General features: G+C 68.5%; 25 protein-coding genes. 14 read left to right on the top strand and 11 right to left on the bottom strand.

What is annotated here, in order from left to right; genetic code table 11:
• Window positions 1-91: 91 nt before the first annotated feature.
• Entirely contained in the window at window positions 92-1009 is a 918-nt protein-coding gene (locus AC07SQ_RS29180; protein WP_495273601.1) for an AEC family transporter, read from the bottom strand.
• A gap of 116 nt (window positions 1010-1125) precedes the next feature.
• Between AC07SQ_RS29180 and AC07SQ_RS29175 the strand changes: the two genes are divergently transcribed.
• Both AC07SQ_RS29175 and xerD read left to right on the top strand, forming a co-directional pair.
• Entirely contained in the window at window positions 1126-2100 is a 975-nt protein-coding gene (locus AC07SQ_RS29175) for a tripartite tricarboxylate transporter substrate binding protein BugE (RefSeq protein WP_070059541.1), read from the top strand.
• 67 nt (window positions 2101-2167) lie between these two features.
• Complete coding sequence (gene xerD / locus AC07SQ_RS29170) at window positions 2168-3082, top strand: site-specific tyrosine recombinase XerD (RefSeq protein WP_492677954.1); 915 nt, start codon at window positions 2168-2170, stop codon at window positions 3080-3082.
• Between the two features lie 14 nt (window positions 3083-3096).
• On the opposite strand, the gene AC07SQ_RS29165 is transcribed toward xerD, so the two are convergent.
• Window positions 3097-3981 (bottom strand): LysR substrate-binding domain-containing protein, encoded by an 885-nt coding sequence (locus AC07SQ_RS29165; protein WP_062482221.1) that lies wholly within the window; start codon window positions 3979-3981, stop codon window positions 3097-3099.
• A gap of 250 nt (window positions 3982-4231) precedes the next feature.
• Here AC07SQ_RS29165 and phnD point away from each other — a divergent pair, with 250 nt between their 5' ends.
• The 9 genes from phnD (at window position 4232) to AC07SQ_RS29120 (ending at window position 12358) form a co-directional block, all read left to right on the top strand.
• On the top strand, window positions 4232-5095 hold the full coding sequence (gene phnD / locus AC07SQ_RS29160) for a phosphonate ABC transporter substrate-binding protein (RefSeq protein ID WP_062482233.1): 864 nt from the start codon (window positions 4232-4234) through the stop codon (window positions 5093-5095).
• Window positions 5092-5949: a phosphonate ABC transporter ATP-binding protein gene (phnC, locus tag AC07SQ_RS29155; RefSeq protein ID WP_159272477.1), complete on the top strand. Its 858-nt coding sequence runs from the start codon at window positions 5092-5094 to the stop codon at window positions 5947-5949. The genes phnD and phnC overlap by 4 nt, the downstream gene beginning before the upstream one ends.
• Window positions 5946-6764, top strand: coding sequence for a phosphonate ABC transporter, permease protein PhnE (gene phnE, locus AC07SQ_RS29150; RefSeq protein WP_495262305.1), 819 nt, complete (start codon window positions 5946-5948; stop codon window positions 6762-6764). Before phnC ends, phnE begins: the two co-directional genes overlap by 4 nt.
• Window positions 6765-6826: 62 nt before the next feature.
• On the top strand, window positions 6827-7930 hold the full coding sequence (psrA, locus tag AC07SQ_RS29145; protein WP_495273602.1) for an iron-containing alcohol dehydrogenase PsrA: 1104 nt from the start codon (window positions 6827-6829) through the stop codon (window positions 7928-7930).
• Between the two features lie 75 nt (window positions 7931-8005).
• Window positions 8006-8974, top strand: coding sequence for a Bug family tripartite tricarboxylate transporter substrate binding protein (locus AC07SQ_RS29140; RefSeq protein WP_307694162.1), 969 nt, complete (start codon window positions 8006-8008; stop codon window positions 8972-8974).
• A 44-nt stretch (window positions 8975-9018) separates the two neighbouring features.
• Window positions 9019-10011 carry a Bug family tripartite tricarboxylate transporter substrate binding protein gene (locus tag AC07SQ_RS29135; RefSeq protein ID WP_495273625.1) on the top strand — a complete coding sequence of 331 codons (993 nt, stop codon included), beginning with the start codon at window positions 9019-9021 and terminating at the stop codon, window positions 10009-10011.
• Between the two features lie 45 nt (window positions 10012-10056).
• Window positions 10057-10638 (top strand): TetR/AcrR family transcriptional regulator, encoded by a 582-nt coding sequence (locus AC07SQ_RS29130; protein ID WP_095947288.1) that lies wholly within the window; start codon window positions 10057-10059, stop codon window positions 10636-10638.
• 94 nt (window positions 10639-10732) lie between these two features.
• Window positions 10733-11866, top strand: coding sequence for a thiolase family protein (locus AC07SQ_RS29125; protein ID WP_495273603.1), 1134 nt, complete (start codon window positions 10733-10735; stop codon window positions 11864-11866).
• Window positions 11867-11905: 39 nt separating this feature from the next.
• Window positions 11906-12358 (top strand): MaoC family dehydratase, encoded by a 453-nt coding sequence (locus AC07SQ_RS29120; protein WP_495273604.1) that lies wholly within the window; start codon window positions 11906-11908, stop codon window positions 12356-12358.
• 3 nt (window positions 12359-12361) lie between these two features.
• On the opposite strand, the gene AC07SQ_RS29115 is transcribed toward AC07SQ_RS29120, so the two are convergent.
• Window positions 12362-13042: a pentapeptide repeat-containing protein gene (locus tag AC07SQ_RS29115; RefSeq protein WP_495273605.1), complete on the bottom strand. Its 681-nt coding sequence runs from the start codon at window positions 13040-13042 to the stop codon at window positions 12362-12364.
• Window positions 13039-13851, bottom strand: coding sequence for a ferritin-like domain-containing protein (locus AC07SQ_RS29110; protein ID WP_495273606.1), 813 nt, complete (start codon window positions 13849-13851; stop codon window positions 13039-13041). The genes AC07SQ_RS29115 and AC07SQ_RS29110 overlap by 4 nt, the downstream gene beginning before the upstream one ends.
• Before the next feature lie 39 nt (window positions 13852-13890).
• Between AC07SQ_RS29110 and AC07SQ_RS29105 the strand changes: the two genes are divergently transcribed.
• Both AC07SQ_RS29105 and hslO read left to right on the top strand, forming a co-directional pair.
• Complete coding sequence (locus AC07SQ_RS29105; protein WP_489057369.1) at window positions 13891-14415, top strand: gamma carbonic anhydrase family protein; 525 nt, start codon at window positions 13891-13893, stop codon at window positions 14413-14415.
• A gap of 124 nt (window positions 14416-14539) precedes the next feature.
• Entirely contained in the window at window positions 14540-15538 is a 999-nt protein-coding gene (hslO, locus tag AC07SQ_RS29100; RefSeq protein ID WP_495273607.1) for an Hsp33 family molecular chaperone HslO, read from the top strand.
• A 12-nt stretch (window positions 15539-15550) separates the two neighbouring features.
• Here the strand turns inward: hslO and AC07SQ_RS29095 are convergent, their stop codons facing one another.
• A complete protein-coding gene (locus AC07SQ_RS29095; RefSeq protein WP_495273608.1) occupies window positions 15551-16426 on the bottom strand; it encodes an NAD(P)-dependent oxidoreductase in 876 nt (291 codons plus the stop codon).
• Between the two features lie 28 nt (window positions 16427-16454).
• Complete coding sequence (locus AC07SQ_RS29090) at window positions 16455-17243, bottom strand: SDR family oxidoreductase (protein WP_495273609.1); 789 nt, start codon at window positions 17241-17243, stop codon at window positions 16455-16457.
• Window positions 17244-17349: 106 nt separating this feature from the next.
• Between AC07SQ_RS29090 and AC07SQ_RS29085 the strand changes: the two genes are divergently transcribed.
• The gene (locus tag AC07SQ_RS29085; RefSeq protein ID WP_095947296.1) at window positions 17350-18225 is read left to right on the top strand and encodes an AraC family transcriptional regulator; all 876 of its coding nucleotides are present in this window, start codon (window positions 17350-17352) and stop codon (window positions 18223-18225) included.
• A gap of 2 nt (window positions 18226-18227) precedes the next feature.
• Here AC07SQ_RS29085 and AC07SQ_RS29080 read toward each other — a convergent pair whose 3' ends face one another.
• Genes AC07SQ_RS29080 through eno form a run of 5 tightly spaced genes read right to left on the bottom strand, consistent with a single transcriptional unit; the run spans window position 18228 to window position 22170 of the window.
• Window positions 18228-19211 carry a hypothetical protein gene (locus AC07SQ_RS29080; protein WP_495273610.1) on the bottom strand — a complete coding sequence of 328 codons (984 nt, stop codon included), beginning with the start codon at window positions 19209-19211 and terminating at the stop codon, window positions 18228-18230.
• Window positions 19212-19263: 52 nt separating this feature from the next.
• Window positions 19264-19941: an AAA family ATPase gene (locus AC07SQ_RS29075; RefSeq protein WP_492685705.1), complete on the bottom strand. Its 678-nt coding sequence runs from the start codon at window positions 19939-19941 to the stop codon at window positions 19264-19266.
• Window positions 19938-20570, bottom strand: a complete 633-nt coding sequence (pnuC, locus tag AC07SQ_RS29070) for a nicotinamide riboside transporter PnuC (RefSeq protein ID WP_495273611.1) — start codon at window positions 20568-20570, stop codon at window positions 19938-19940. Before pnuC ends, AC07SQ_RS29075 begins: the two co-directional genes overlap by 4 nt.
• A 22-nt stretch (window positions 20571-20592) precedes the next feature.
• Window positions 20593-20871 (bottom strand): cell division protein FtsB, encoded by a 279-nt coding sequence (gene ftsB / locus AC07SQ_RS29065; protein WP_070059525.1) that lies wholly within the window; start codon window positions 20869-20871, stop codon window positions 20593-20595.
• 15 nt (window positions 20872-20886) lie between these two features.
• A complete protein-coding gene (eno, locus tag AC07SQ_RS29060; RefSeq protein ID WP_062474653.1) occupies window positions 20887-22170 on the bottom strand; it encodes a phosphopyruvate hydratase in 1284 nt (427 codons plus the stop codon).
• Window positions 22171-22185: the final 15 nt, after the last annotated feature.

Raw genomic sequence — 22185 nt, 5'->3', positions numbered from 1 at the left:
TGCCTACGTTTCTTTGGCGAAGCAAAGAAAAGTAGGTCGGCCGCCGGGCCGAGACCCGGCCTCGGGAAGCAAACCCATAGCGATGCTGAAACTACCGAGGCAGAGCCAACGCAAACGGCAAACTAACCACCCCCAAGATCGTAGACAGCGTGACCAGCCCAGCCACATAAGGCCCGTTGTATCCCATCCGAGCCGCCAGCACATAAGCACTCGAAGCCGTAGGCACAGCAGAAAAAGCCATCAACACCGAAGCCTGCGTAACGTCCAGCCTCAAGGCAAGCGATAACCCCCAAGCCACGAGCGGCAAGAAGAAATGCCGTATCGCCAGCACAGACACCGCCAACACCTTCCCCCGCCCCAACGTCGCAAACTGCATCCCCGCCCCCGCCGCCAGCAGCCCCAACGCCAGCGACGCAGCCCCGATCCGCGTGAGCGTAGGCGTCAACCAGCCAGGCACCGTGAGCCCCAGCACATTGGCCAGCAGCCCCGCCAGCGTCGCCACGATCAGCGGGTTGCGCACCAGCTGCCGCACAAAGCCGGTTTGCGCATGCCGCGTCATCGGCCACACGGCGGCGATGTTGAACATCGGCACGCACACGCCGATCAGCACCGCGATCAGCAGCAGGCCTTCGGGCCCGGCCAGCCGCTCGGCCAGCGCCAGGCAGATGAAGGAGTTGAAGCGGAACGCGATCTGCGCGCTGGCGGCGTGGTCGTGCCGGTCGATGTGCGTGCGCAGGCCCGGCACGAAGGGCAGGGCGTAGGCCATCGCGATGCCGGCCAGCCCGACGCCCACGCCCGCGGTCAGCAGGCTCGAGGTCGCACCGAAGTCGAGCGGGCTGCGCACGATCGAATGGAACAGCAGGACGGGAAATAGAAAGTAATACACCAGGCTCTCGACCTGGTCCCACACGCGGCGGTCGAGCGCGGTGTAGCGGCACAGGAGCCAGCCGATGGCGATGAGGGAGAAATCGGGGAAGAGCAGCTGCGCGTAGTTCACCGCTTCGAGCATAAACCGGCACAACCGTGGGTATTCCACAGCATGACGGAAAGCCCCGACCCGCTAGCATCCGGGCTTCGCTTTTTTCCGGCCGCCCCGGCCGGTTCCGTCAAGTCAAGGAGTTATCGATGCAACGTCGTCAATGGAGCGCGTTCGTGGGCGCTGCCGCGCTGGTCACAGTGGCAGGCCAGAGTTTCGCGCAGGGCTATCCCACCAAGCCGGTCGAACTGAGCGTGCCGTTCGCACCCGGCGGCACGACGGACATCGTGGCGCGCGTGATCGCCGACCCGCTGGGCAAGGTGCTGGGCCAGCCCGTGGTGGTGATCAACCGCGCCGGTGGCGGCGGCATCGTGGGTGCGGCCGAAACGGCGCGCGCACCGGCCGACGGCTACAAGCTGGGCGTGGCCACGGTGTCGAGCACGGCGGCCAACCCGGCCATCAACCCGAAGACGCCGTACGACCCGATCACCGACTTCACGCCGATCATCAACATCGCGGCCACGCCGAACGTGATCGCCGTGAACCCGAGCTTCCCGGCCAAGAACTACGCCGAGTTCGTGGCCGAGCTGAAGAAGAATCCGGGCAAGTATTCGTACGCCTCGTCGGGCACGGGCGGCATCGGCCACCTGCTGATGGAGCTGTACAAGAGCCTGACCACCACCTTCGTCACGCACATCCCGTACCGCGGCGCGGGCCCGGCGCTGAACGACGTGGTGGCCGGCCAGGTGCCGATCATCTTCGACAACCTGCCCTCGGCGATGCCCTTCATCCAGAGCGGCCGCCTGGTGCCGATCGTGGTGTCGGCCCCGACGCGCGTGGCCGGCCTGCCGAACGTGCCGACCTTCAAGGAAGTCGGCCTGGAGCCTGTCAACCGCATGGCCTACTACGGCATCCTCGGTCCGAAGGGCCTGCCGAAGGAAGTGGTCGACAAGATCAACGCCGGCGTGAAGAAGGCGGTGGAAGATCCGGCCGTGAAGAAGCGCATCGAAGACACCGGCTCGCTGATCGTGGCCAACACGCCCGACCAGTTCGCCGCGCAGATCAAGGCCGAGTTCGACGTGTACAAGCAGGTCGTGAAGAAGCAGAACCTCAAGCTCGACTGAGCCTCTTCGCTTCCCCCGAAAGCCGCCCGCGTTCCGGGCGGCTTTTTCTTTTGTTATCTTGCATCGCATGACCGAGGCCGCCGCCGCACCCCCCACCGCCGACATCGACACCTTCATCGACGCCCTCTGGCTCGAGGACGGGCTGTCGAAGAATACGCTGGCCGCCTACCGCCGCGACCTCGCGCTGTTCGCGCAGTGGCTGCGCGAACAGCGCGACGGCATGGGGCTGGACGCCGCGCGCGAGACCGACCTGCAGGCCTACATGGGCGTGCGCCTGTCCACCAAGGGCAAGGCGACCTCGGCGAACCGCCGGCTCACGGTGTTCAAGCGCTACTACCGCTGGGCGCTGCGCGAGCGGCGCATCACGGCCGACCCGAGCATCCGCCTCATGCCCGCGCGCCAGATGCCGCGCGCCATCAAGACGCTGTCCGAGAAGCAGGTCGACGACCTGCTGGCCGCGCCCGATGTCGAGAGCCCGCTCGGCCTGCGCGACCGCGCGATGCTGGAGCTGATGTACGCGAGCGGCCTGCGCGTGAGCGAGCTGGTGGCGTTGAAGGCGATCGACATGAGCCTCAACGACGGCGTGCTGCGCGTGCTCGGCAAGGGCAACAAGGAGCGCCTCGTGCCCTTCGGCGGCGAGGCGCGGCGCTGGATCGAGCGCTACCTCGACGAGTCTCGCCCCGTGATCCTCGACGGCCAGCAGACGCCCGACCTGTTCGTGACCGCGCGCGGCGCGGGCATGACGCGCGTGATGTTCTGGGTCATCGTGAAGAAGCAGGCTGCGGCTGCCGGCATCCACGTGCCGCTGTCGCCGCACACGCTGCGCCACGCATTCGCCACGCACCTGCTGAACCATGGCGTCGACCTGCGCGCGGTGCAGCTGCTGCTGGGCCACGCCGACATCTCGACCACCACCATCTACACGCACGTGGCGCGCGAGCGCCTGAAGCAGCTGCACGCGGCGCACCATCCGCGCGGCTGAGGCTGCCTTCGTTCTCAGCTCTTGCGCTTGCGCGCCTCGATGGCCGGCACCAGCGTGTCGTAGAAGGCGCTCACCATGCGCATCTCGCGTCGCTCGGCCAGGCACAGCACGTGGGCGTAGGTAAAAATTTCGGTGTCGCTGAAGCCGACCATGTGCAGGTTGGGCCCCGGCACGAACTCCACGCCCGACACGGCCGCGATGCCCAGGCCTTGCGCCACGGCTTCGCGGATCACTTCGCGGCTGCTGATCTCCATCACCACGTCGACCTCGACCTTGGCTTTCGCGAGCGCCAGTTCGAGTGCCTTGCGCGTGGTCGAGCCTTGCTCGCGCAGGATGAGCCGTTCGCCCTGCAGCTCCGCGAGCCGGATGTTGCGCCGCTTCGCGAAGCGGTGCGTGGAGGGCACGAACATCACGACCGGGTGCTGGCTGAAGGGCACCGACAGGAAGCGGTCGTCGCGCACCAGCTGCGCGAGCACGCCGACGTCGGCGCTGTAGTCGAGCAGGCGGTCGAGCACGTCCTGTGAATTGCCGGTGCTCACCGTGACCTTCACGTCGGGGTAGCGCAGGCTGAAGTCGACCAGCATCTTCGTCACGTGGTACGGGCCCACGGCCGCCACGCGCAGGTGGCCGGTGCGCAGCTTGCCGGCGTCGCCGAGCAGCGCCACCGCATCGCCTTCGAGGCTGAAGATCTGCTGCGCGAGTTGCATCAGCTGTTCGCCGATCTCTGTGAGCTGCACGCGCCGGCCGCGCCGGTGAAAGAGCTCGACCTGGTAGGCCTCTTCGAGAAAGCGCACCTGCGTGGTGATGGTGGGCTGGCTCACGTGCAGGTGCTCGGCGGCCCGCGTGAAGCTGCCTTCGCGGGCCACGGCATAGAAGGAACGCAGCTGGGTGAGGCGCATCGCGGGAGCCTTTCTGATCTATAGGTTCAGTATATAGATCATCGAAAAAATTTGAATTTGATCGATATGAGTACCAGTGATGTACTCGCGCTCAAGACGGACCAGGCCTCGACAGAAACACGCCGGACGTCCCGAATCCTCGCGTTGTCATGACCATGACACGCACGACTGGAAGACTCGAGACGGGTACTTTTGCCCTTCGAAACGACCTGAGGATTCCATGCAACGCAGACCACTGGAGACAACCATGATGAAGCGTAGAAAGCTGCTGCTCGGCACTGCCGCCGTGACAGCGTCCGCCTTCGTGCCGATGGCACGGGCACAGCAGGTTCTCACTGTCGGGCTGATTCCTTCCGAGGACTCGCGCGCCATGATTGCCAACAGCCAGGCCATGATGGACATGCTGTCCAAGGCCCTCGGTTTCGCGGTCAAGCCCTTCGTGGCGGCCGACTACAACGGGGTGATCGAAGCGCTGCGTTCCAAGCGGCTCGACGTGGCCTACCTCGGCCCGTTCTCTTATGTGCTGGGCACCACGGTGGCCGACATCGAGGCCTTCGCGGTGGCCGAGACCAAGAAGGCCGGGCGCACCTCGTACCACAGCCAGATCGTGACCCACAAGGACACCGGCATCAAGACGGTGGCCGACCTCAAGGGCAAGACCTTCGCCTTCGTCGATCCGAGCTCCACCTCGGGCCATCTGTTTCCCAAGGCCGGCCTGCTGAAGGCGGGCTTCAACCCCGACAAGGATTTCGGCCGCGTGATCTTCTCGGGCTCGCACGACTCGAGCGCGATCGCGGTGCAGAACAAGAAGGTCGATGCCGCGGCCATCGCCGACCGCATCCTCGACGCTGCCGTGTCCAAGGGCCTGGTCAAGCGCGAAGACCTGGTCGAGGTCTGGAAGTCGGACCCGATCCCCGAGTCGCCCACCGTGTGGCGCAAGGACCTGCCCGCCGATCTGAAGACGCGCGTGCAGGCCGCCTTCCTGCAGGTGAAGGACATCCCCTGGTCCGACCAGGGCCTGCTCAACGGTTTCCATCCGACCAACGACGCGGCCTACAACATCATCCGCGACACGGCGAAGGTGCTGAACCTCGACCTGAGGAAGATGAAATGATCGAAATCCGCGGGCTGTGCAAGCGCTACGGCGACTTCACCGCGCTTCACCGTGTCGACCTCACGGTGGCCAAGGGTGAGTTCGTCGTCATCCTCGGCGCGTCGGGTGCGGGCAAGTCGACGCTGCTGCGTTGCATCAACCACCTGGCCGAGCCGAGCGAAGGCGAGATCCACGTGGACGGCGAGCGCTCGCGTGGCGACCGCGCCGGCCTGCGCAAGGTGCGCCGCGACGTGGCGATGATCTTCCAGCACTACAACGTGGTGCCGCGCCTGTCGGTGCTCAAGAACGTGCTGACGGGGCGGCTGGGCTCGATGCCTGCGCTCCTGTCGTGGTTCCAGGTGTTCCCCGCGAAGGACATCGCCATCGCCCGCGAATGCCTGCGCCGCGTCGAGCTCGACCCCAAGGCCGACCTGCGCACCGACACGCTCTCGGGCGGACAGAAGCAGCGCGTGGGCATTGCCCGTGCGCTGGCGCAAAAGCCCAAGGTGATCCTGGCCGACGAGCCCGTGGCCAGCCTCGACCCGAAGACCTCGCGCAAGGTGCTCAACTACCTGAAGCAGGCCAGCCGGCAGGACGGCATCACGGTGATCTGCAACCTGCATCAGGTCGACTACGCGCGCGAATTCGCGCAGCGCGTGATCGGCGTGGCGGCCGGACGCATCGTGTTCGAAGGCCGGCCCGACGAACTGACCGACGAGGTGCTGCACCTCATCTATCCGGGCGGCGTGGAAGAGGGCACCGACGCCGCCGCTGCAGGCGCAGAGCCTGACACCGCAACACCGAGCGTGCCCGCTGCGGCCCTTCATGCGGCGCCGGTGCGCACCGCCCCGCAACTCGCCATGGAGCAATCATGATCGCCCTCGGACGCTACAACCTGCTGATCGCCAAGAGCGGCGGCAACCCCGGCTGGTGGAAGTACGCCGTGGCCGTGCTCGCCGGCATCGGTGTGCTCTGGTGGGCGGCCATCGGCAGCCAGGTGAGCTTCAGCGAACTCGGCAAGGGCATGCCCTGGATCGCCGACTTCCTCGGGCGCATGCTGCCGCCCAACTGGGAGTTCATGGGCAAGCTCGTGAAGCCGGCCATCGAGACCGTGCAGATCGCGCTGTGGGGCACGCTGCTCGCGGTGATCCTCGCGGTGCCGCTGTGCTTCTTCGCGGCGCGCAACATCTCGCCGAACGTCGCCGTGTTCCATGCGATGCGGCAGGTGCTCAACATCACGCGCGGCATCAACGAGATCATCCTGGCGCTGATCTTCGTGGCGGCCGTGGGCCTCGGTCCGTTCCCCGGCGTACTGGCGCTGGCATTGCATGGCGCGGGCATGCTCGGCAAGTTTTTCGCCGAGTCGATCGAGGAGATCGACCAGGGCCCGATCGAAGCACTGCGCGCCACCGGCGCGGGGCCGATCCAGACCATCATCTTCGGCGTGATTCCGCAGGTGGTCACCGCGTGGATCGGCGTGATCGTCTACCGCTTCGAGACCAACCTGCGCCAGGCCACCGTGCTGGGCATGGTGGGCGCGGGCGGCATCGGCTTCGAGCTCGTGGGCAGCATGAAGCTGTTCCAGTACCAGGACACGGCGACCTGCATCCTGGTGATCGTCGTGATGGTCATGACGGCCGACTACCTCTCGACCCGGCTGCGCGGCTGGATCCAGCAGGGCGCGCGCTGATGACTCGATCGCTCTTCGCGTCTGTCCCCGCGGCTTTGGCCGCCTCCTGAAGAAACCCCTCCATGAGCGCCAACTACCACAACCCCGTGCACAGCGTGTACGGGGCAGGGGCCCTGCTGTCCCTGCCGACGCTGCTCGAAGGCCGGCGCGCCGCGCTGGTGACCTTTCCCGAGGCGCGCGCGCTGGGCCTGCTCGATCGGCTGGCGTCGGTGCTCGGCGACGCGCTGGCCTGCACGCTCGACCAGACGCGGCCCAACCCCGACGTGGCGGAACTGGCCGGGACCTACGAATGGTTCTGGCGCACGCATGCCGACGTCGAGGTGATCGTCGCGGTCGGCGGCGGCAGCGCCATCGACACGGCGAAGGCGCTGATGGTGGCCGACGACCACGGGCGCTTCGCGGACCTGGTGGCGGGCCTCGCGGGCGAGCGGCCCTTCGTGGCAACGCGCCACAAGACGCTCATCGCCGTGCCCACCACGGCCGGCACGGGCAGCGAGGTCACGCCCTGGGCCACCATCTGGGACCGCGAGCGGCAGAAGAAGTATTCGCTGCACCTGCCGCAGACCTGGCCGACCTATGCCGTCATCGACCCCGAGCTGATGCTGTCGCTGCCCGCGGCGGTCACGCTGCAAAGCGGGCTCGATGCGCTGTCGCACGCGCTCGAAGCGATATGGAACGTCAACGCCAATCCGCTGTCCGACACCTTCGCCGTGGCAGCGGTGCAGGACACGCTGGAGGTGCTGCCGCAGCTCATGGCGCGGCTGGACGACGTCGACCTGCGCGGGCGCATGGCACTGGCCGCACTGAAGGCCGGCATGGCCTTTTCCAACACCAAGACCGCGCTCGCACATTCCATCTCGTACGAGATGACGTTGCGCTACGGCCTGCCGCACGGCATCGCCTGTTCGTTCCCGCTGCCGATGGTGCTGGCGCGCGCCATCGGCCGTCGGCCCGACCGCGATGCGGTGCTGGCGCAGGCGCTGCGCATGCCGCTGGCCGACGCACCGGCGCAGCTCGCGGCCTTCATCGAATCGCTGGGCGTGAAGACGCGCTTCGCCGACTACGGCGTGGGCGAGGACGAGGCGCGCGAGATGCTGCGCCATGCGCAGGGCGGGGCGCGCGGGCGCAACTTCATCGGCAACGATGTGGAGACGCAGGAAGCCTGACCCGCGCAAGGGGCCGCGCAGGCCCGGGATGTTTCAAAATGGACGCTCCCCTTCAAGAGAGATCCAGAGACATCCATGAACCTTCGCAGACTCTGCACCGGCCTCGCACTGGCCACGACCGCCGGCCTCGCCATGGCCCAGGGCTTTCCCACCGCCAAGCCCATCCGCCTGATCGTCGGCTACCCGCCCGGCGGCGGCATCGACTTCGCGGCGCGCACGGTGCAGGTGCCGCTGCAGGAAGCGCTCAAGCAGCAGTTGGTGGTCGACTACAAGCCCGGTGCCAGCGGCATGATCGCGGCCACCGAGCTCACGCGCCAGCCGGCCGACGGCTACACGCTGCTGCTGGCCAACACCGGCCCCTTCGCCATCGCGCCGTACCTGCAGAGCAAGCCGCCGTACGACCCCATCAAGCAGTTCACCTACATCGGCCAGATCAGCCAGGGCAGCTACATCGCGGTGACGCGGCCCGACCATCCGGCGAAGAACCTCAAGGAGTTCGTGGCGTGGGCCAAGGGCCAGCCCGGCAAGGTCAACTTCGCCTCGGGCGGCAACGGCACCTCGACGCACCTGAACGGCGAACTCATGAACCAGGTGACGGGCCTGGACATGACGCACGTGCCGTACAAGGGCAGCGCGCCGGCCGTGCAGGACCTGCTCGGCGGGCAGACGCAGATCCTCATCGACGCGGGCAGCGTGCTGCTGCCGCAGGTGAAGGGCGGCAAGCTCAAGGCGCTGGCCGTGACCGGCCCCGTGCGCGACCCGCAACTGCCCGACGTGCCGACGGTGAAGGAGCTGGGCCTCGCAGGCATGGAGGCGGTCGGCTTCCAGGGCCTGGTCGGTCCCGCCAACATGCCCAAGGAGGTGGTCGATCGCCTGTCGAGTGAACTCGCCAAGGCCTTGGCCACGCCCGAGATCAAGGCCAAGTTCGCGACGGCCGGCGCCGAGGTGCATCCGCTCGGCCCGGCGGCCTTTGCGGCTTTCGTCAAGGCGGACAATGAGAAGTGGTCCAAGCTGATCCGCGAGCGCAAGCTGCAGCTGGACTGACCGATCTTTCTTCTTCTCCTCGACGCATGCCTTTCATCGACACCATGAACTTCCTCGCCGCCTCCAAGCCTTCGCGCCGCACCACGACCCGGCTGCTCGCCGCCGCGGCGCTGTGCGCGGCCAGCGGCGCGCATGCGCAGGCCGTGCCGCGCACCGTGCGGCTCATCGTGGCCTACCCGGCGGGCGGCGTGAGCGACGTGGTCGCCCGCGCGCTCGGCGACCGGCTCGCCGTGCAGCTGGGCACCACGGTGATCGTCGACAACCGCGCGGGCGCGAGCGGCGCCATCGGCATGGACGCCGTGGCCAAGGCCGCGCCCGACGGCGCGACGCTGGGCTTCTCGGCCATCAGCCCGCTGGTGCTGAGCCCGCACCTGGGCAAGTTGCCGTTCGACCCGCTGAAGGACATCGTGCCGGTGGCCAGCGTGATGTATTCGCCCGTGCTGCTGGTGGCCACGCCCGCCAGCAAGGCGAAGGACTTCCGTGCGCTGATCGCCGAGGCCAAGGCGCAGCCCGGCGCGGTGCGCTGGGCCACATCGGGGCCGGCCTCGCTCGGCCACATCGTGCTCGAGCAGGTGCGCGCAACGGCCGGCGTGGACATCACGCACGTGCCGTACAAAGGAGGTGGCCAGCAACTCAACGATGCGCTGAGCGGGCAGTTCGAAATCCTGTCGACCAACGCCAGCCCGACGCTCTCGGCGCACATCCAGTCGGGCAAGCTGCGCCCGCTGGCGGCGGGCGCGCCCGCGCGGCTCGACAGCCTGCCGCAGGTGCCCACGCTGGCCGAACTGGGCTACAGCGCGGCCAACATCCATTCGCTGTTCGGCGTGTTCGCGCCCGCGGGCACGCCGGCGGCGCTGGTCGCGAAGTACAACGCCGAGATCAACAAGGCGCTCGCCAGCCCCGAGCTGCGCGCCAAGCTCACGGCCACCGACAACGTGCCCGCCCCGGGCACGCCGGCCGCCTTCGCCAAGGAGATCGCCAGCGAGTTCGAGAGCAACGGCCGCATCGTGAAGGCTGCGGGCATCAAGGCCGATTGACCCCGGCGCTTGCAGGGGCGGGTTTCCCTACCTTATAGTAGGTAGATGCACGACGCCTCCACCCTGGCCCCCGGCGGCACCCGCGATCAGATCCTCGCGGTGGCGCGTGGGCTCATCGAAACCCGTTCGTACCTGGGCTTCAGCTTCCAGGACGTGGCCAACGCGGTGGGCGTGCGCAAGGCGAGCCTCTACCACCACTTTCCCACCAAGGAAGCGCTGGGCATCGCGGTGATCCAGGGCGCCACGCAGGGCTTCAAGGACTGGGTGGCGGCGCGCGCGCGCGAGCCCAAGGACGCGCTCGAATCCTATTTCCGCATGTACCGCAACACGCTGAAGGCCGGCTCGGGCCTGTGCCCGGCGGGCGCGCTGGCACCGGGCTGGGACTGCATCAACGAAGACCTGCGCCAGGCCGTGCAGGCGCTGCGCAACACGCAGGTGATGTGGCTCACCGGCGTGCTCGGCGCGCTGGTGCCGGCGCAGGCGCAGAAAGACAACCCCGTGGCCTCGCTCGCGGCCTTCGTGTTCTCGTCGTGCCAGGGCGCGCTGCTCGCGTCCCGCATGACGGGCCGCGTCGAAGACTTCGACGACGCCATCGCGCAACTGCGGCGCGCGCTGCCGCTGGACTGACCGATCCGTTTCACCACGGGCACGCTGGACGTGCCTTTTTTTGAACCCCGAAGCCTACCGATTGGAAGGTAGTTTTTCTCCAAGGAGTATTCCCATGAAAGCCGTGATTTCCGCCTACGCCCGTTCCCCGTTCCACTTCGCCAAGAAGGGCGCGCTGGCCGAAGTGCGCCCCGACACGCTCGCCGCCGGCGTGGTGCAGGGCCTGCTGCAGCGCACCGACCTCGACCCCGCGCTGCTCGAAGACATCATCCTGGGCTGCGCCTACCCCGAGGCGTCGCAGGGCAACAACCTCGCGCGCATCGTCGGGCTGCTGGCCGGGCTGCCGCACGAGGTGGGCGGCATGACGGTGAACCGCTTCTGCGGCTCGTCGATGCAGGCCGTGCACATCGCCGCCGCACAGATCGAGGCGGGTATGGGTGAGGCTTTCCTGTGCGTGGGCGTGGAGTCGATGACGATGGTGCCGCAGGGCGGCTTCAACTTCTCGCCCAGCCCCGAGCTGCTGGCCAGCACCGATGCCTACATCTCGATGGGCGAGACCGCCGAGAACGTCGCGCAGCGCTGGAACGTGAGCCGCGCCGACCAGGAAGCGCTGGCCGTCGAGTCGCACCGCAAGGCGACCGAAGCGCGCGCGCAGGGCCGGTTGGCCGGCGAGATCGTGCCGGTGCGCCTGGCCTCCGGCGAGGTGGTCGATGCCGACGGCTGCATCCGCCCCTCGACCTCGGCCGAGGCGCTGGCCAACCTCAAGCCCGCGTTCCGCCCCGACGGCGTGGTCACGGCCGGCACCTCGTCGCCGCTGACCGATGGCGCGGCGGTCGTGCTGGTCACCAGCGACGCCTTCGCCGCCAAGCACGGCCTGAAGCCGCTGGCACGCATCCGTTCATTCGCGACCGTGGGCGTCGACCCGGCCGTCATGGGCATCGGCCCGATTCCCGCCACGCGCAAGGCGCTCGCGCGCGCAGGCCTGGGCGTGGCCGACCTCGATGTGGTCGAGATCAACGAGGCTTTTTCGTCACAGGCGCTGGCCTGCATCCGCGACCTCGGGCTCGACCCGGCAAAGGTGAACCTCGACGGCGGCGGCCTGGCCATCGGCCACCCGCTGGGCGCGACCGGTGCGCGCATCACGGGCAAGGCGGCGGCGCTGCTGGCGCGCGAGAACGGCCGCTATGCGCTCGCCACGCAATGCATCGGCGGCGGGCAGGGCATCGCCACCATCCTCGAGCGCGTCTGATCGCCCGAGAATGACGGGCAACGCAACAAGGAGACTCCCATGGACAAGCTGTATCTCGAAGACCTGAAGGTCGGCGACCGTTTCCAGAGCGGCGAACACCTGCTCGACGCGGCGCAGATCAAGGCCTTCGCGCAGCAGTTCGACCCGCAGCCCTTCCACACCGACGAAGAGGCCGCCAAGAACACCTTCTTTGGCGGGCTGGCCGCGAGCGGCTGGCACACGGCGGCGCTCACCATGAAGCTGCTGGTCGACAGCGGCATCCCGCTGGCCGACGGCATCATCGGTTCGGGCGGCGAGCTGCAGTGGCCCAAGCCCACGCGGCCCGGCGACGTGCTGCATGTGGTGAGCGAGGTGGTCGACATCACGCCCTCGCGCTCCAAGCCCGGCCGCGCGATGGTCTCGATGCGCTGCCAGACGCGCAACCAGCGCGGCGAGGTGCTGCAGTACTTCACGCCGAAGCTGGTGGTGCACAGCCGCACCGCGATGTCCTGAATCTCAGACGACGCGCAGGCCCAGTTCCTCGACCAGCGCGGCGGCCTGGCGGTGGGAGATGGTCGCGCCCTTGAACGGCGCGGCGTTGGCCAGCCGCAGGCCGCCCAGGTCCACGTCGCGCAGGTCGGCGCCTTCGAAGCGTGCGAGCTTCAGGTGCGCGTTGCGCAGGCTGCCGCCTTCGAAGATGGTCTCGCGGAAATCGCAGCCCGAGAGGTCGGCCTCCGACAGGTCGAGCTGCGCGAGCGTCTGCTTGCGGAACGACAGGCCGCGCAGGTGCGCGTCGACCAGCAGCGAGTCCTTGAACACCACGCCCAGCGCCGACACCTCGCCGAGGTGCGCGCCCGTGAGCTTCACGCCCGTGAAGAGCGCCGAGGGCAGCTTGGCGCGCGCCCATTGCGTGTTGTTGAGGTCGCAGTCCTGGAAGCGCGCGTTCGTGAGGTCGGCCAGGCCGAAGTCGGCCTGGCGCGCACGGCAACCGGTCCAGCGCGTGTCGGCCAGCTGCGCGCGGTCGAACGAGGTTTCGGCGAAGCTGCACAGCGTGAACTGCGCGCCGCGCAGATCGAGGCGCGACAGGTCGGCCTCGTCGAAATGGCAGCGTTCGAAATGCGGCGGCGTGTCGCGGCCCTGCAGGCAGGCCTGCAGCTCGGCGCGTGACCAGGTCTGGTCGGAAATCACTTCGGTCATTCGGGGCGGGAGTCGGTCAGCGCGCGCAGCTCTGCGGGGCTGAAGCCCGCCCGGCCGCGTGCTTCGAGGTTGAAAGGTGGCTTGTGGCGCGGCGCGTCGTAGCGCGCGACCAAGGCCGGGTAGTTGGCTTCGGCGTCGAGCCCTGCGCGCTCGCACAGCCAGCGGTACCAGTGATTGCCGATGGCCACGTGGCCCACTTCGTCGCGCAGGATGATGTCGAGGATTTCCACGGCGCGCAGCGCATCGGGCGTGTTCACGCGTTTCAGCTTGGACTGGATCAGCGGCGTGGCGTCGAGCCCGCGCGCTTCGAGCGTGCGCGGCACCAGCGCCATGCGCGCGAGCACGTCGTCCTTGGTCTTCTCGCACATGTTCCACAGGCCGTCATGGCCCGGAAAGTCGCCGTAGCGCCAGCCCATGGCCTGCAGGTGCGTGTGCAGCAGCGTGAAGTGCTGCGCCTCCTCGTCGGCCACGCGCAGCCAGTCGCGGTAGTAGGCCTCGGGCATGCCGTCGTAGCGCCACACGGCGTCCAGTGCGAGGTTGATCGCGTTGAACTCGATGTGGCAGATCGAATGGATCAGCGCGGCGCGGCCTTCGGGCGTGAAGGGCGAACGCTTCTGCACCGCGGTGGCGGCCACGCGCAGCGGGCGCTCGGGGCGGCCGGGCACGCCGGCATCGTCGCCGGGCGTGCGCAGGGGCTCGAGTGCTATGGAAATGGTAGCTGCCTGTGCAGCCGTGGCGCGCGTGGCGGCCACCTTGTCGTCGGGGTCTGTCAGGCGCAGCGCGGCCAGCGCGCTCAATCGGGGGTGCATCCCTACAATTCTAGTTTTGCCCCTCCGGAGACAACCACGATGGCGATTTACGAATTGGATGGCATTGCACCGCGCCTTGGCGAAGGCGCATGGGTCGCGGACAGCGCCCAGGTCATGGGCAATGTCGAACTGGCCGAGAACGCGAGCGTCTGGTTTGGCGCCGTGCTGCGCGGCGACACCGAGGTGCTGACCATCGGGCGCAACAGCAACATCCAGGACCTGTCGGTGCTGCACGCCGACATCGGCTGCCCGCTGACCATCGGCGACAACGTGACGGTGGGGCACCAGGTGATGCTGCACGGCTGCACCATCGGCGACAACTCGCTGATCGGCATCCAGGCGGTGGTCTTGAATAACGCCAGGATCGGCCGCAATTCGATCGTTGGCGCCGGCAGCGTCGTGACCGAGGGCAAGGAGTTTCCCGACAACTCCCTCATCATCGGCTCGCCCGCCAAGGTGGTGCGCACGCTCGACGATGCGGCCGCCGCCAAGCTGCGGCAAAGCGCCGAGCACTACGTAGAAAACGCCCATCGCTTCGCGAAGGGCCTGAAGAAAATTGGCTAACCCCCAGGCTTGCCCACTTCGTGTGGCCTCCTACCCCCTTGCAGGGGGCAATACCTGCGGCCCGGCAAAGCCGGTTCCGCGGTATTCCACGTGAAGACAGCCTGATTGAGAGAAAGATGATGTTTTGAGCGAGCTGCACAAATTCCTGTTCGATGGCCTGCCGGTGCGCGGCATGATCGTGCGCCTGACGGATGCGTGGCAGGAGATCCTTGCGCGGCGCGCCTCCAACACCGCCACCGGCGCCTACCCGCCGCCCGTGGCCGAGCTGCTGGGCGAGATGACGGCCGCGGCCACGCTGATGCAGGCCAACATCAAGTTCAACGGCGCACTCATCCTGCAGATCTTCGGCGACGGCCCAGTGAAGGTGGCCGTGGCCGAGGCCAAGCCCGACCTGAGCCTGCGCGCCACCGCCAAGGTGATCGGCGACCTGCCGGCCGACGCGCGCCTGCCCGACATGGTCAACGTGAACAACAAGGGCCGCTGCGCCATCACGCTCGACCCGAAAGACAAGCTGCCCGGCACCACGCCGTACCAAGGCGTCGTGCCGCTGTTCGGCGACGACGGCCAGAAGCTGGGCAAGCTCAGCGACGTGCTGCAGCACTACATGCTGCAAAGCGAACAGCTCGACACCACGCTGGTGCTCGCCGCCGACGACAAGGTGGCGGCCGGCCTGCTGATCCAGCGCCTGCCCATCAAGGGCGAAGGCAACCTCGAAGGCACCTCGCAGCAGGCGCACGACGAGGCGCACCAGGACCAGATCGGACGCAACGAGGAATACAACCGCATCTCGATCCTGGCGTCGAGCCTCACGCACGACGAGCTGCTCACGCTCGACGTCGAGACCATCCTGCGCCGCCTGTTCTGGGAAGAGAAGCTGCTGCGCTTCGAACCGCAGGCCGGCCTGCTGGGCCCGCACTTCGCGTGCACCTGCGGCCGCGAGCGCGTGGCGCAGATGATCCGCGGGCTCGGCGTGGAAGAGGCCGAGGAAATCCTCGCCGAGCGCGGCGACATCGAGGTCGGCTGCGACTTCTGCGGCAAGCAGTACCGCTTCGACGCGGTCGATACCGCGCAGCTGTTCAAGCCGCTGGGCGACCAGCTGCCGGGCAGCCCGGTCGTCCAGTAAGCGCGACGCGGTTCAAGCGGGCTGCGGCGGTTGCCGCAGCACCTTGACCATCGCGGCCAGGCGCTCGTTGCCCAGGCCCGCGCGCAGCGCGCGCTCGAACTGACCCATCAGGAAATCCGGAAAGCCCGCGTCGAGCTGCGCCTCACGCGCCTGCTTCACGAACAGCCGGCCCGAGCCCGCGCAGGTGGCCATCGAGCTCTCGGGCTCGCTGTACCGGCCGGCGTGGATCGCCTCGCCCTCGGCCTGGATCATTTCGCCGAGCACCGGCGAGATCGCGCCGATCATCTGCGCGAAGCCGTCCACCGGCAGCCCTTCGGCTTCGCAGATGCGCACGCCGTGAAAGAACCCGCTCATCGCGCCGAACATGCACGAGAGCGTGGCCAGGTCCCAGGCGGCCGCATTGCCGATCGGCTCGCCCATGTGCTGGATGTTGCCGGCGATGGCTTCGAGCAGCGGCCGGCAGGCGGCGAGGGCGCGTGCTTCGCCGGAGATGAAGAGCGGCGTGTCGGGCCGGCCGATCTGGCCCGGCGTGGCGAGCAGGGCGCCGTCGAGGTACGCCACGCCGCTGAGCGCGGCCCAGTCGTCGCGTGCGTCCTGCGGCGTGCCGGTGCTCAGCTGCACCAGCACCTTGCCGCGCAGCGCGTCGTGAACGCCGGGCGCGGCGAGGATGGCGCGCGACGCCGGGTAGTCGGCCACGCAGACCAGCACGACGGGGCTCGCCTGCACGGCGGCCAGAGCTGTCGGTGCGAGCACCGTGCCCTGGTTCAGGAGGGGCGTCGCGCGCTCGGCGGTGCGGTTCCACACCGTCAGCGTGAACTTCGATGCTTGAAGGGCCCGCGCGAGGGCGATGCCCATGGGGCCGAGGCCGATGAGGGAAACGTCGGTCATGTTGTGAGGTCCTTGGTGAGAGATCGGATCAAGCGGCAGCCGGCGTCAGGCCCTGGCCCAGCCCGCCATCGACGGTGAGGCGTGCGCCCGTCGTGAAGGTCGCCTCGAAGGCGAAGAACAGCACTGCGCGCGCCACTTCGGCCGAGGTGCCGTGGCGCCGCATCGGCGTGATCTGGTCGCCCAGGCGCATGAACTCGGCGCGCTCCTCGGCGCTCGCGTCGGTCACGCCGAGCGTGGGCGTGTCGATGAAGCCGGGGCTCACCACGTTCACGCGGATGCCGCGCGTCACCAGCTCCGCCGCGAAGCCCGAGGCCATCGAGCGCAGCGCGGCCTTGGTGGCGCTGTACACGCTCATGCCGTGCATGCCGCCTTCGTCCGCGATGGACGAGGTGAAAACGATCGCGCTGCCCGCGGGCATCAGCGGCGCCAGACGCTGTACGGTGAAGAACGGGCCCTTGGTGTTGACGGCGAAGGCGCGGTCGTAGCCGGCCTCGGTCACCTGCTCGAAGGGCTCGAGCGACGAGATGCCCGCGTTGATGTGCAGCAGGTCGATGCGGCCGAAGTGCTCGCGCACGGTGGTGGCCAGTGCATCGATGTTGGTCAGCGAGGCCGTGTCGGATGCCAACACGTGCGCCCGCGCGCCGTACGGGCCGAGCACGCGGCGCGCGGCCTCCAGGTTCTGTGGATTGCGGCCGGTCACAAGCACGTCGGCGCCGCCGTCGAGCAGCGCCTGCGCAGTGGCCAGGCCCATGCCGAGGGTGCCGCCGGTGATGACGGCTGTCTTGCCTGCGTAGGGTGTAGATGAGGTGGTGTTCATGGCCGTCGATGATCCGGATCGCACGGCTTGCGGTCGCGCACGTTCGGCCGTGAGGGAGCACAAACGGCCGCCGGCATGCGCGCCGCTCGCGGCCCATAATGTTTCGATGAGCGATACCGATCTGGACACCGATCTGCACGGGCACGGTGGTGCGGCGTCCGAGGTGGCGCTGTCGGCCGACAGCTTCGTCGCGCCGCCCGCCACCGACAGCCTGCGCGTCGACGTGCGCCAGACCCCCGGCGGCGTGGTCGGCTACGAGGCGCTGCCCGACCACCGCCTCAAGCTGCACGCGGGCGCGCCGGTGGCGGGCGCCTGCCAGTTCCACCGCTTTCTCTACACGCGCGGCGACCTCGACATCCTGCCGGCCGGCAGCACCGACATCTGGCATGAAGAGTCGCCGAGCACCTCGGTCGTGGTGCGCATGGCGCCCGCGCTGCTGGTGCGCACGGCCGACGAGATGGGCCTGCCGGCCGAGCGTGCGGTGCTCGGCGAACGCCACCAGTTCCGCGACCCGCAGATCGAGCACATCGCCTGGGCACTCGACGCCGAGCGCCGCGCGGGCTTTCCCAACGGCCGGCTCTACACCGACAGCCTGGGCACCGCGCTCGCGGTGCAGTTGATCGCGGCCGGCCCGCAGGTGGCGCCGTCACCCGCGCAGGGGCTGACGCGGCTGCAGCTGAAGCGCGTCACCGAGTTCATCGAGGCGCACCTGGACGGCGACCTGTCGCTGGCCGCGCTGGCCGAGGTCGCGGGCCTGAGCGCCTCGCACCTGAAGACGCAGTTCAAGCGCTCCACCGGCCAGGCGGTGCATGCCTACGTGGTGCACCGCCGCGTCGACCGTGCGCGCAGCCTGTTGCTGAACAGCGAGATGCCCGCGAGCCTCGTGGCGCTCGAGAGCGGTTTCTCGCACCAGAGCCACATGGCACGCTGCATGCGCCGCGTGCTGGGCCTCACGCCCGGCGAGGTGCGGCGCGCAGCCTGAGCTCAGCGCGCTTCGTCGTCGAAGCCGCCGAATGCGATGTCGGGCGCGCTGGTGTTGTGCTTGGAGGGCAGGCTGCGGCCGAAGCGCACCTGCGTGGCGTTCAGCGTCTTCACCTCGGGCAGCGGCAGCACCTGCTCGGCCGCCGTCGGCGAGACCTGCCAGCGCACCTCGCTCATGTCGGCGTTGTCGGGCGCCACGTACATCGAGCGCAGCACCGCGAAGGGCTGCTTGGCGCTGGCTGTGGGCTTGGAGAGCGTCACGTCGAGCGCAGTGCGGGTGCGGCTGATCTCGGTCACGCGCGCCACAGCCTTGCCGCCGTCGGTGAAGCGCAGGTGGATGGCCAGCGGCTGGGGCACGACGCGGATCGACGCGATGTCCACCACCGGCCGCCCGGCCTGCACGACCGGGCCGAGCAGGAACGACGAGCCGTACACGCCGTCGCCGAAGCGCGCCTCGGGCAGCGGCTTGAGGCGCCAGTAGCCGTCGGACGGGTAGAGCACGATGGCCTCGAGCGCCTTGCCGTTTTCCTTCTTGAACACCTGCAGCAGGTGAAAGCCGCGGTCGTGGCGCGCGCCGACCTGCACCGGCACGCGCGCCGGACGCCAGAAGGTCGGCAGCGTCATGCCGACGATGCGCCACTGCGCGTTGTCGAGCAGCACGACGGTGCGCTTCTTGAAACGGTGCGCCGGGTCGGTGGGGTGGGCGCCGCCGTCGAAGTTGCAGCCCGAGAAATCGGGCGCGGTGACGTCGTTGCCGATGCTGCCGAGGTAGCTCGGCTGCAGTGCTTCGATGCGCAGGCGGCGGATGCCGTCGCCGCGCAGCACCATCGACACATTGTCTTCCTCGGCACAGGCCGTGGGGGTGGTGGCGTTCTCGACGGTGGCGGCAACGGGCGCCGCAGAAGCGGCACCCGCGGTCAGCAGCAGGGCGAGGAAAGCGGCGGCGGGAGCGCGCGAGGCAGGGCGCGCAGCAATCGAAACGGGCATCGGGTCTCCGGTGAAGGGGAGAGGGCGCGCGAACGCGCAAGAACCGGAAGGCTCAGGGCGGGTCGCGGCGCGCCATCAGGTCGCTGAAGAGCTTATGTTCGCATTCCGGGTCGGAACACTTCTCGCAAGGCCATGTCCACGAGGCGGGCTTGGCATCGCGGCGGGTGCGCGTGCGGGCACGGCCTTCGTTGCCGGCGATGGTGTTGATCGCGTTCCAGGCGTTCGCCAGCCGTTCGCCGCCGCTGCCGTGCACGACCGAATACGAGAGCCCGGCGCGCGTGAGCGCGGCGCGCACCAGCGTGTCGGTCGGCTGGCGCGCATGCGGGCCGTCGCGCATGTCGTCGGCCACCCAGGGCAGGTCGAGCGCGGTGAGCAGCGTGATGGCGTAGCGCCGCTGCGCGGCCAGGGCGCTGTCGTACAGCGAGGTGTCGGCGAACAGCTGCTCGCTGTAGACCGCCGTCATGAGCGCCGTGGTGTCGGCCACCACCACGCCGGTGGCGGCAGCGGCGTCGATGCGGCGCATCTGTTCGTCGGCGATGGCCTGCTGCTCGTCGGGGCGGGGCGTGCGGCCCTCGCGCTCGCACCATTCGCGCAGGTACTCGCCCACCAGCGTGACGGGCGTGCCGCGGTCCTGCAGGCGCTGTGCGATGGCGCGCGAGAGCTCGGTCTTGCCCGTGCTCTCGGCGCCCACGAGTGCGATGACGCAGCCGGTCGGCAGGTTCGGCGTCATGCCGGCACCGCCTTCGTCGTGGCCTTCGGCAGGCGTCGCTGCCATGCCAGGAAGCCGGCCACGCTGAGCACGGCGAACACCGCGTACAGCGCTGTCGTGAGCCACAGGCCCTTGTGGATGAACAGGCCCACGCTGACCACGTTCACGGCCAGCCACACGAGCCAGTTCTCGATGAACTTGCGCCCGAGCAGGAACTGCCCGACCAGGCTCAGGCCGGTGACGAAGCCGTCCCACCAGGGCACGTCGGTGTTGGTGAAGCGACGCAGGAAGAGGGCGACCACGGGCCACGCAATGGCGCAGGCTGCGAGGGCGTACGCGGTGCCGCGCGGCGACAGCCGGCTCACGCGCAAGGCGCTCCCGTCGGCGCGAAAGCCGCGCAGCCATTGCGCCCAGCCCCACAGGGCGACGAAAGCGAAGAAGACTTGAAGGGAGGCATCGCCGTAGATGCGTGCGTTGGCGAACACCACCACGTAGAGCAGCGAGCTGACGATGGCCAGCGGCCAGCCCCAGTGGATCTCGCGCATGTTGCAGCCGACCATCGCGAGCGCGAGCACGGCGGCGACGAGCTCGAGCCAGGTGACGGGAGAACCCCACAGCGCAAAGGCGGAGGCCGAGAGAAGCTCTGGCATCGAGAAGCGGCGAAGGAAAGGGTCAGTGCGCGATCTGCACGAAGACTTCGTTCGGTTTGACCATGCCGAGTTCCGCGCGCGCGCGTTCCTCGACCATCTCGAGGCCGTCTTTCAGGTCATTGACTTCGGACGCGAGCCGCTCGTTGTTGAGGGCGGCCTTGGCGTTGGCGTCCTTCTGGTCGGCCAGCTGGGTCCTCAGCTGGGCGACCTCGCGCACGCTGCCGCGCCCGTTCCACAGCTGCCACTGCAGGATGACCAGCAGCAGCACCAGGATGAGAGGAGGGACGAAGCGCGCGCGCATGCAGGCTGCGAGGCGCTACTTGAGGTTGTAGAACGCGCCGCGGCCCGGGTAGACGGCGATGTCGCCGAGGTCTTCTTCGATGCGCAGCAGCTGGTTGTACTTGGCGATGCGGTCCGAACGCGACAGCGAGCCGGTCTTGATCTGGCCGGCGTTGGTGCCCACGGCGATGTCGGCGATGGTGCTGTCTTCGGTTTCGCCCGAACGGTGCGAAATGACGGCCGTGTAGCCCGCGCGCTTGGCCATTTCGATGGCGGCGAAGGTCTCGGTCAGCGTGCCGATCTGGTTGATCTTGATCAGGATCGAGTTGGCGATGCCCTTGTCGATGCCTTCTTGCAGGATCTTGGTGTTGGTGACGAACAGGTCGTCGCCCACCAGCTGCACGCGCTTGCCCAGGCGTTCGGTCAGGTGCTTCCAGCCGTCCCAGTCGCCTTCGTGCATGCCGTCTTCGATGCTGATGATCGGGTACTTGTCGACCCAGGTCGCGAGCATGTCGGTCCAGCTTTCGGCCGTGAGCGACAGGTTTTCGCCGGACAGCACGTACTTGCCGTCCTTGTAGAACTCGCTGGCCGCGCAATCCAGGCCCAGGGCGATCTGCTCGCCGGCGGTGTAGCCGGCCTTGTCGATGGCTTCCAGGATCAGCTGGATGGCCGCTTCGTGGCTCTCGACGCTGGGAGCGAAGCCGCCTTCGTCGCCCACGGCCGTGCTGATGCCGCGGTCGCCCAGGATCTTCTTCAGGGCGTGGAACACTTCGGCGCCGTAGCGCACGGCCTCGCGGAAGCTCTTGGCGCCCACGGGGATGATCATGAACTCTTGCAGGTCCAGGCTGTTGTTGGCGTGCGCGCCGCCGTTGATGACGTTCATCATCGGCACGGGCAGCTGCATGCCGCCCATGCCGCCGAAGTAGCGGTACAGGGGCAGGCCCGACTCTTCGGCCGCGGCGCGGGCCACGGCCATCGACACGGCGAGGGTGGCGTTGGCGCCCAGGCGGGCCTTGTTGTCGGTGCCGTCCAGGTCGATCATCGTGCGATCGAGGAAGGCCTGTTCGCTGGCGTCCAGGCCCAGCACGGCTTCCGAGATCTCGGTGTTGATGTTCTCGACGGCCTTCAGCACGCCCTTGCCGAGGTAGCGGCTCTTGTCGCCGTCGCGCAGCTCGATGGCCTCGCGCGAACCGGTCGAAGCGCCCGAGGGCACGGCCGCACGGCCCATGGTGCCCGATTCGAGCAGCACGTCGCACTCGACGGTGGGGTTGCCTCGGCTGTCGAGAATTTCGCGGCCGACGATGTCAACGATTGCACTCATCTCTATCTCTTTCTC

The sequence above is a fragment of the Variovorax sp. GW821-FHT06D12 genome (genome assembly GCF_059419205.1).
Note: the sequence above shows the minus strand (reverse complement) of the source record. Positions and strands in the feature narration are given on the sequence as shown.

Excerpts from the sequence above, each read along its gene's own strand:
- AC07SQ_RS29180 (WP_495273601.1), bottom strand. The coding sequence starts at position 1,009 with ATGCTCGAAGCGGTGAACTACGCGCAGCTGCTCTTCCCCGATTTCTCC.
- AC07SQ_RS29175 (WP_070059541.1), top strand. The coding sequence starts at position 1,126 with ATGCAACGTCGTCAATGGAGCGCGTTCGTGGGCGCTGCCGCGCTGGTC.
- xerD (WP_492677954.1), top strand. The coding sequence starts at position 2,168 with ATGACCGAGGCCGCCGCCGCACCCCCCACCGCCGACATCGACACCTTC.
- AC07SQ_RS29165 (WP_062482221.1), bottom strand. The coding sequence starts at position 3,981 with ATGCGCCTCACCCAGCTGCGTTCCTTCTATGCCGTGGCCCGCGAAGGC.
- phnD (WP_062482233.1), top strand. The coding sequence starts at position 4,232 with ATGAAGCGTAGAAAGCTGCTGCTCGGCACTGCCGCCGTGACAGCGTCC.
- phnC (WP_159272477.1), top strand. The coding sequence starts at position 5,092 with ATGATCGAAATCCGCGGGCTGTGCAAGCGCTACGGCGACTTCACCGCG.
- phnE (WP_495262305.1), top strand. The coding sequence starts at position 5,946 with ATGATCGCCCTCGGACGCTACAACCTGCTGATCGCCAAGAGCGGCGGC.
- psrA (WP_495273602.1), top strand. The coding sequence starts at position 6,827 with ATGAGCGCCAACTACCACAACCCCGTGCACAGCGTGTACGGGGCAGGG.
- AC07SQ_RS29140 (WP_307694162.1), top strand. The coding sequence starts at position 8,006 with ATGAACCTTCGCAGACTCTGCACCGGCCTCGCACTGGCCACGACCGCC.
- AC07SQ_RS29135 (WP_495273625.1), top strand. The coding sequence starts at position 9,019 with ATGAACTTCCTCGCCGCCTCCAAGCCTTCGCGCCGCACCACGACCCGG.
- AC07SQ_RS29130 (WP_095947288.1), top strand. The coding sequence starts at position 10,057 with ATGCACGACGCCTCCACCCTGGCCCCCGGCGGCACCCGCGATCAGATC.
- AC07SQ_RS29125 (WP_495273603.1), top strand. The coding sequence starts at position 10,733 with ATGAAAGCCGTGATTTCCGCCTACGCCCGTTCCCCGTTCCACTTCGCC.
- AC07SQ_RS29120 (WP_495273604.1), top strand. The coding sequence starts at position 11,906 with ATGGACAAGCTGTATCTCGAAGACCTGAAGGTCGGCGACCGTTTCCAG.
- AC07SQ_RS29115 (WP_495273605.1), bottom strand. The coding sequence starts at position 13,042 with ATGACCGAAGTGATTTCCGACCAGACCTGGTCACGCGCCGAGCTGCAG.
- AC07SQ_RS29110 (WP_495273606.1), bottom strand. The coding sequence starts at position 13,851 with ATGCACCCCCGATTGAGCGCGCTGGCCGCGCTGCGCCTGACAGACCCC.
- AC07SQ_RS29105 (WP_489057369.1), top strand. The coding sequence starts at position 13,891 with ATGGCGATTTACGAATTGGATGGCATTGCACCGCGCCTTGGCGAAGGC.
- AC07SQ_RS29095 (WP_495273608.1), bottom strand. The coding sequence starts at position 16,426 with ATGACCGACGTTTCCCTCATCGGCCTCGGCCCCATGGGCATCGCCCTC.
- AC07SQ_RS29090 (WP_495273609.1), bottom strand. The coding sequence starts at position 17,243 with ATGAACACCACCTCATCTACACCCTACGCAGGCAAGACAGCCGTCATC.
- AC07SQ_RS29085 (WP_095947296.1), top strand. The coding sequence starts at position 17,350 with ATGAGCGATACCGATCTGGACACCGATCTGCACGGGCACGGTGGTGCG.
- AC07SQ_RS29080 (WP_495273610.1), bottom strand. The coding sequence starts at position 19,211 with ATGCCCGTTTCGATTGCTGCGCGCCCTGCCTCGCGCGCTCCCGCCGCC.
- AC07SQ_RS29075 (WP_492685705.1), bottom strand. The coding sequence starts at position 19,941 with ATGACGCCGAACCTGCCGACCGGCTGCGTCATCGCACTCGTGGGCGCC.
- pnuC (WP_495273611.1), bottom strand. The coding sequence starts at position 20,570 with ATGCCAGAGCTTCTCTCGGCCTCCGCCTTTGCGCTGTGGGGTTCTCCC.
- ftsB (WP_070059525.1), bottom strand. The coding sequence starts at position 20,871 with ATGCGCGCGCGCTTCGTCCCTCCTCTCATCCTGGTGCTGCTGCTGGTC.
- eno (WP_062474653.1), bottom strand. The coding sequence starts at position 22,170 with ATGAGTGCAATCGTTGACATCGTCGGCCGCGAAATTCTCGACAGCCGA.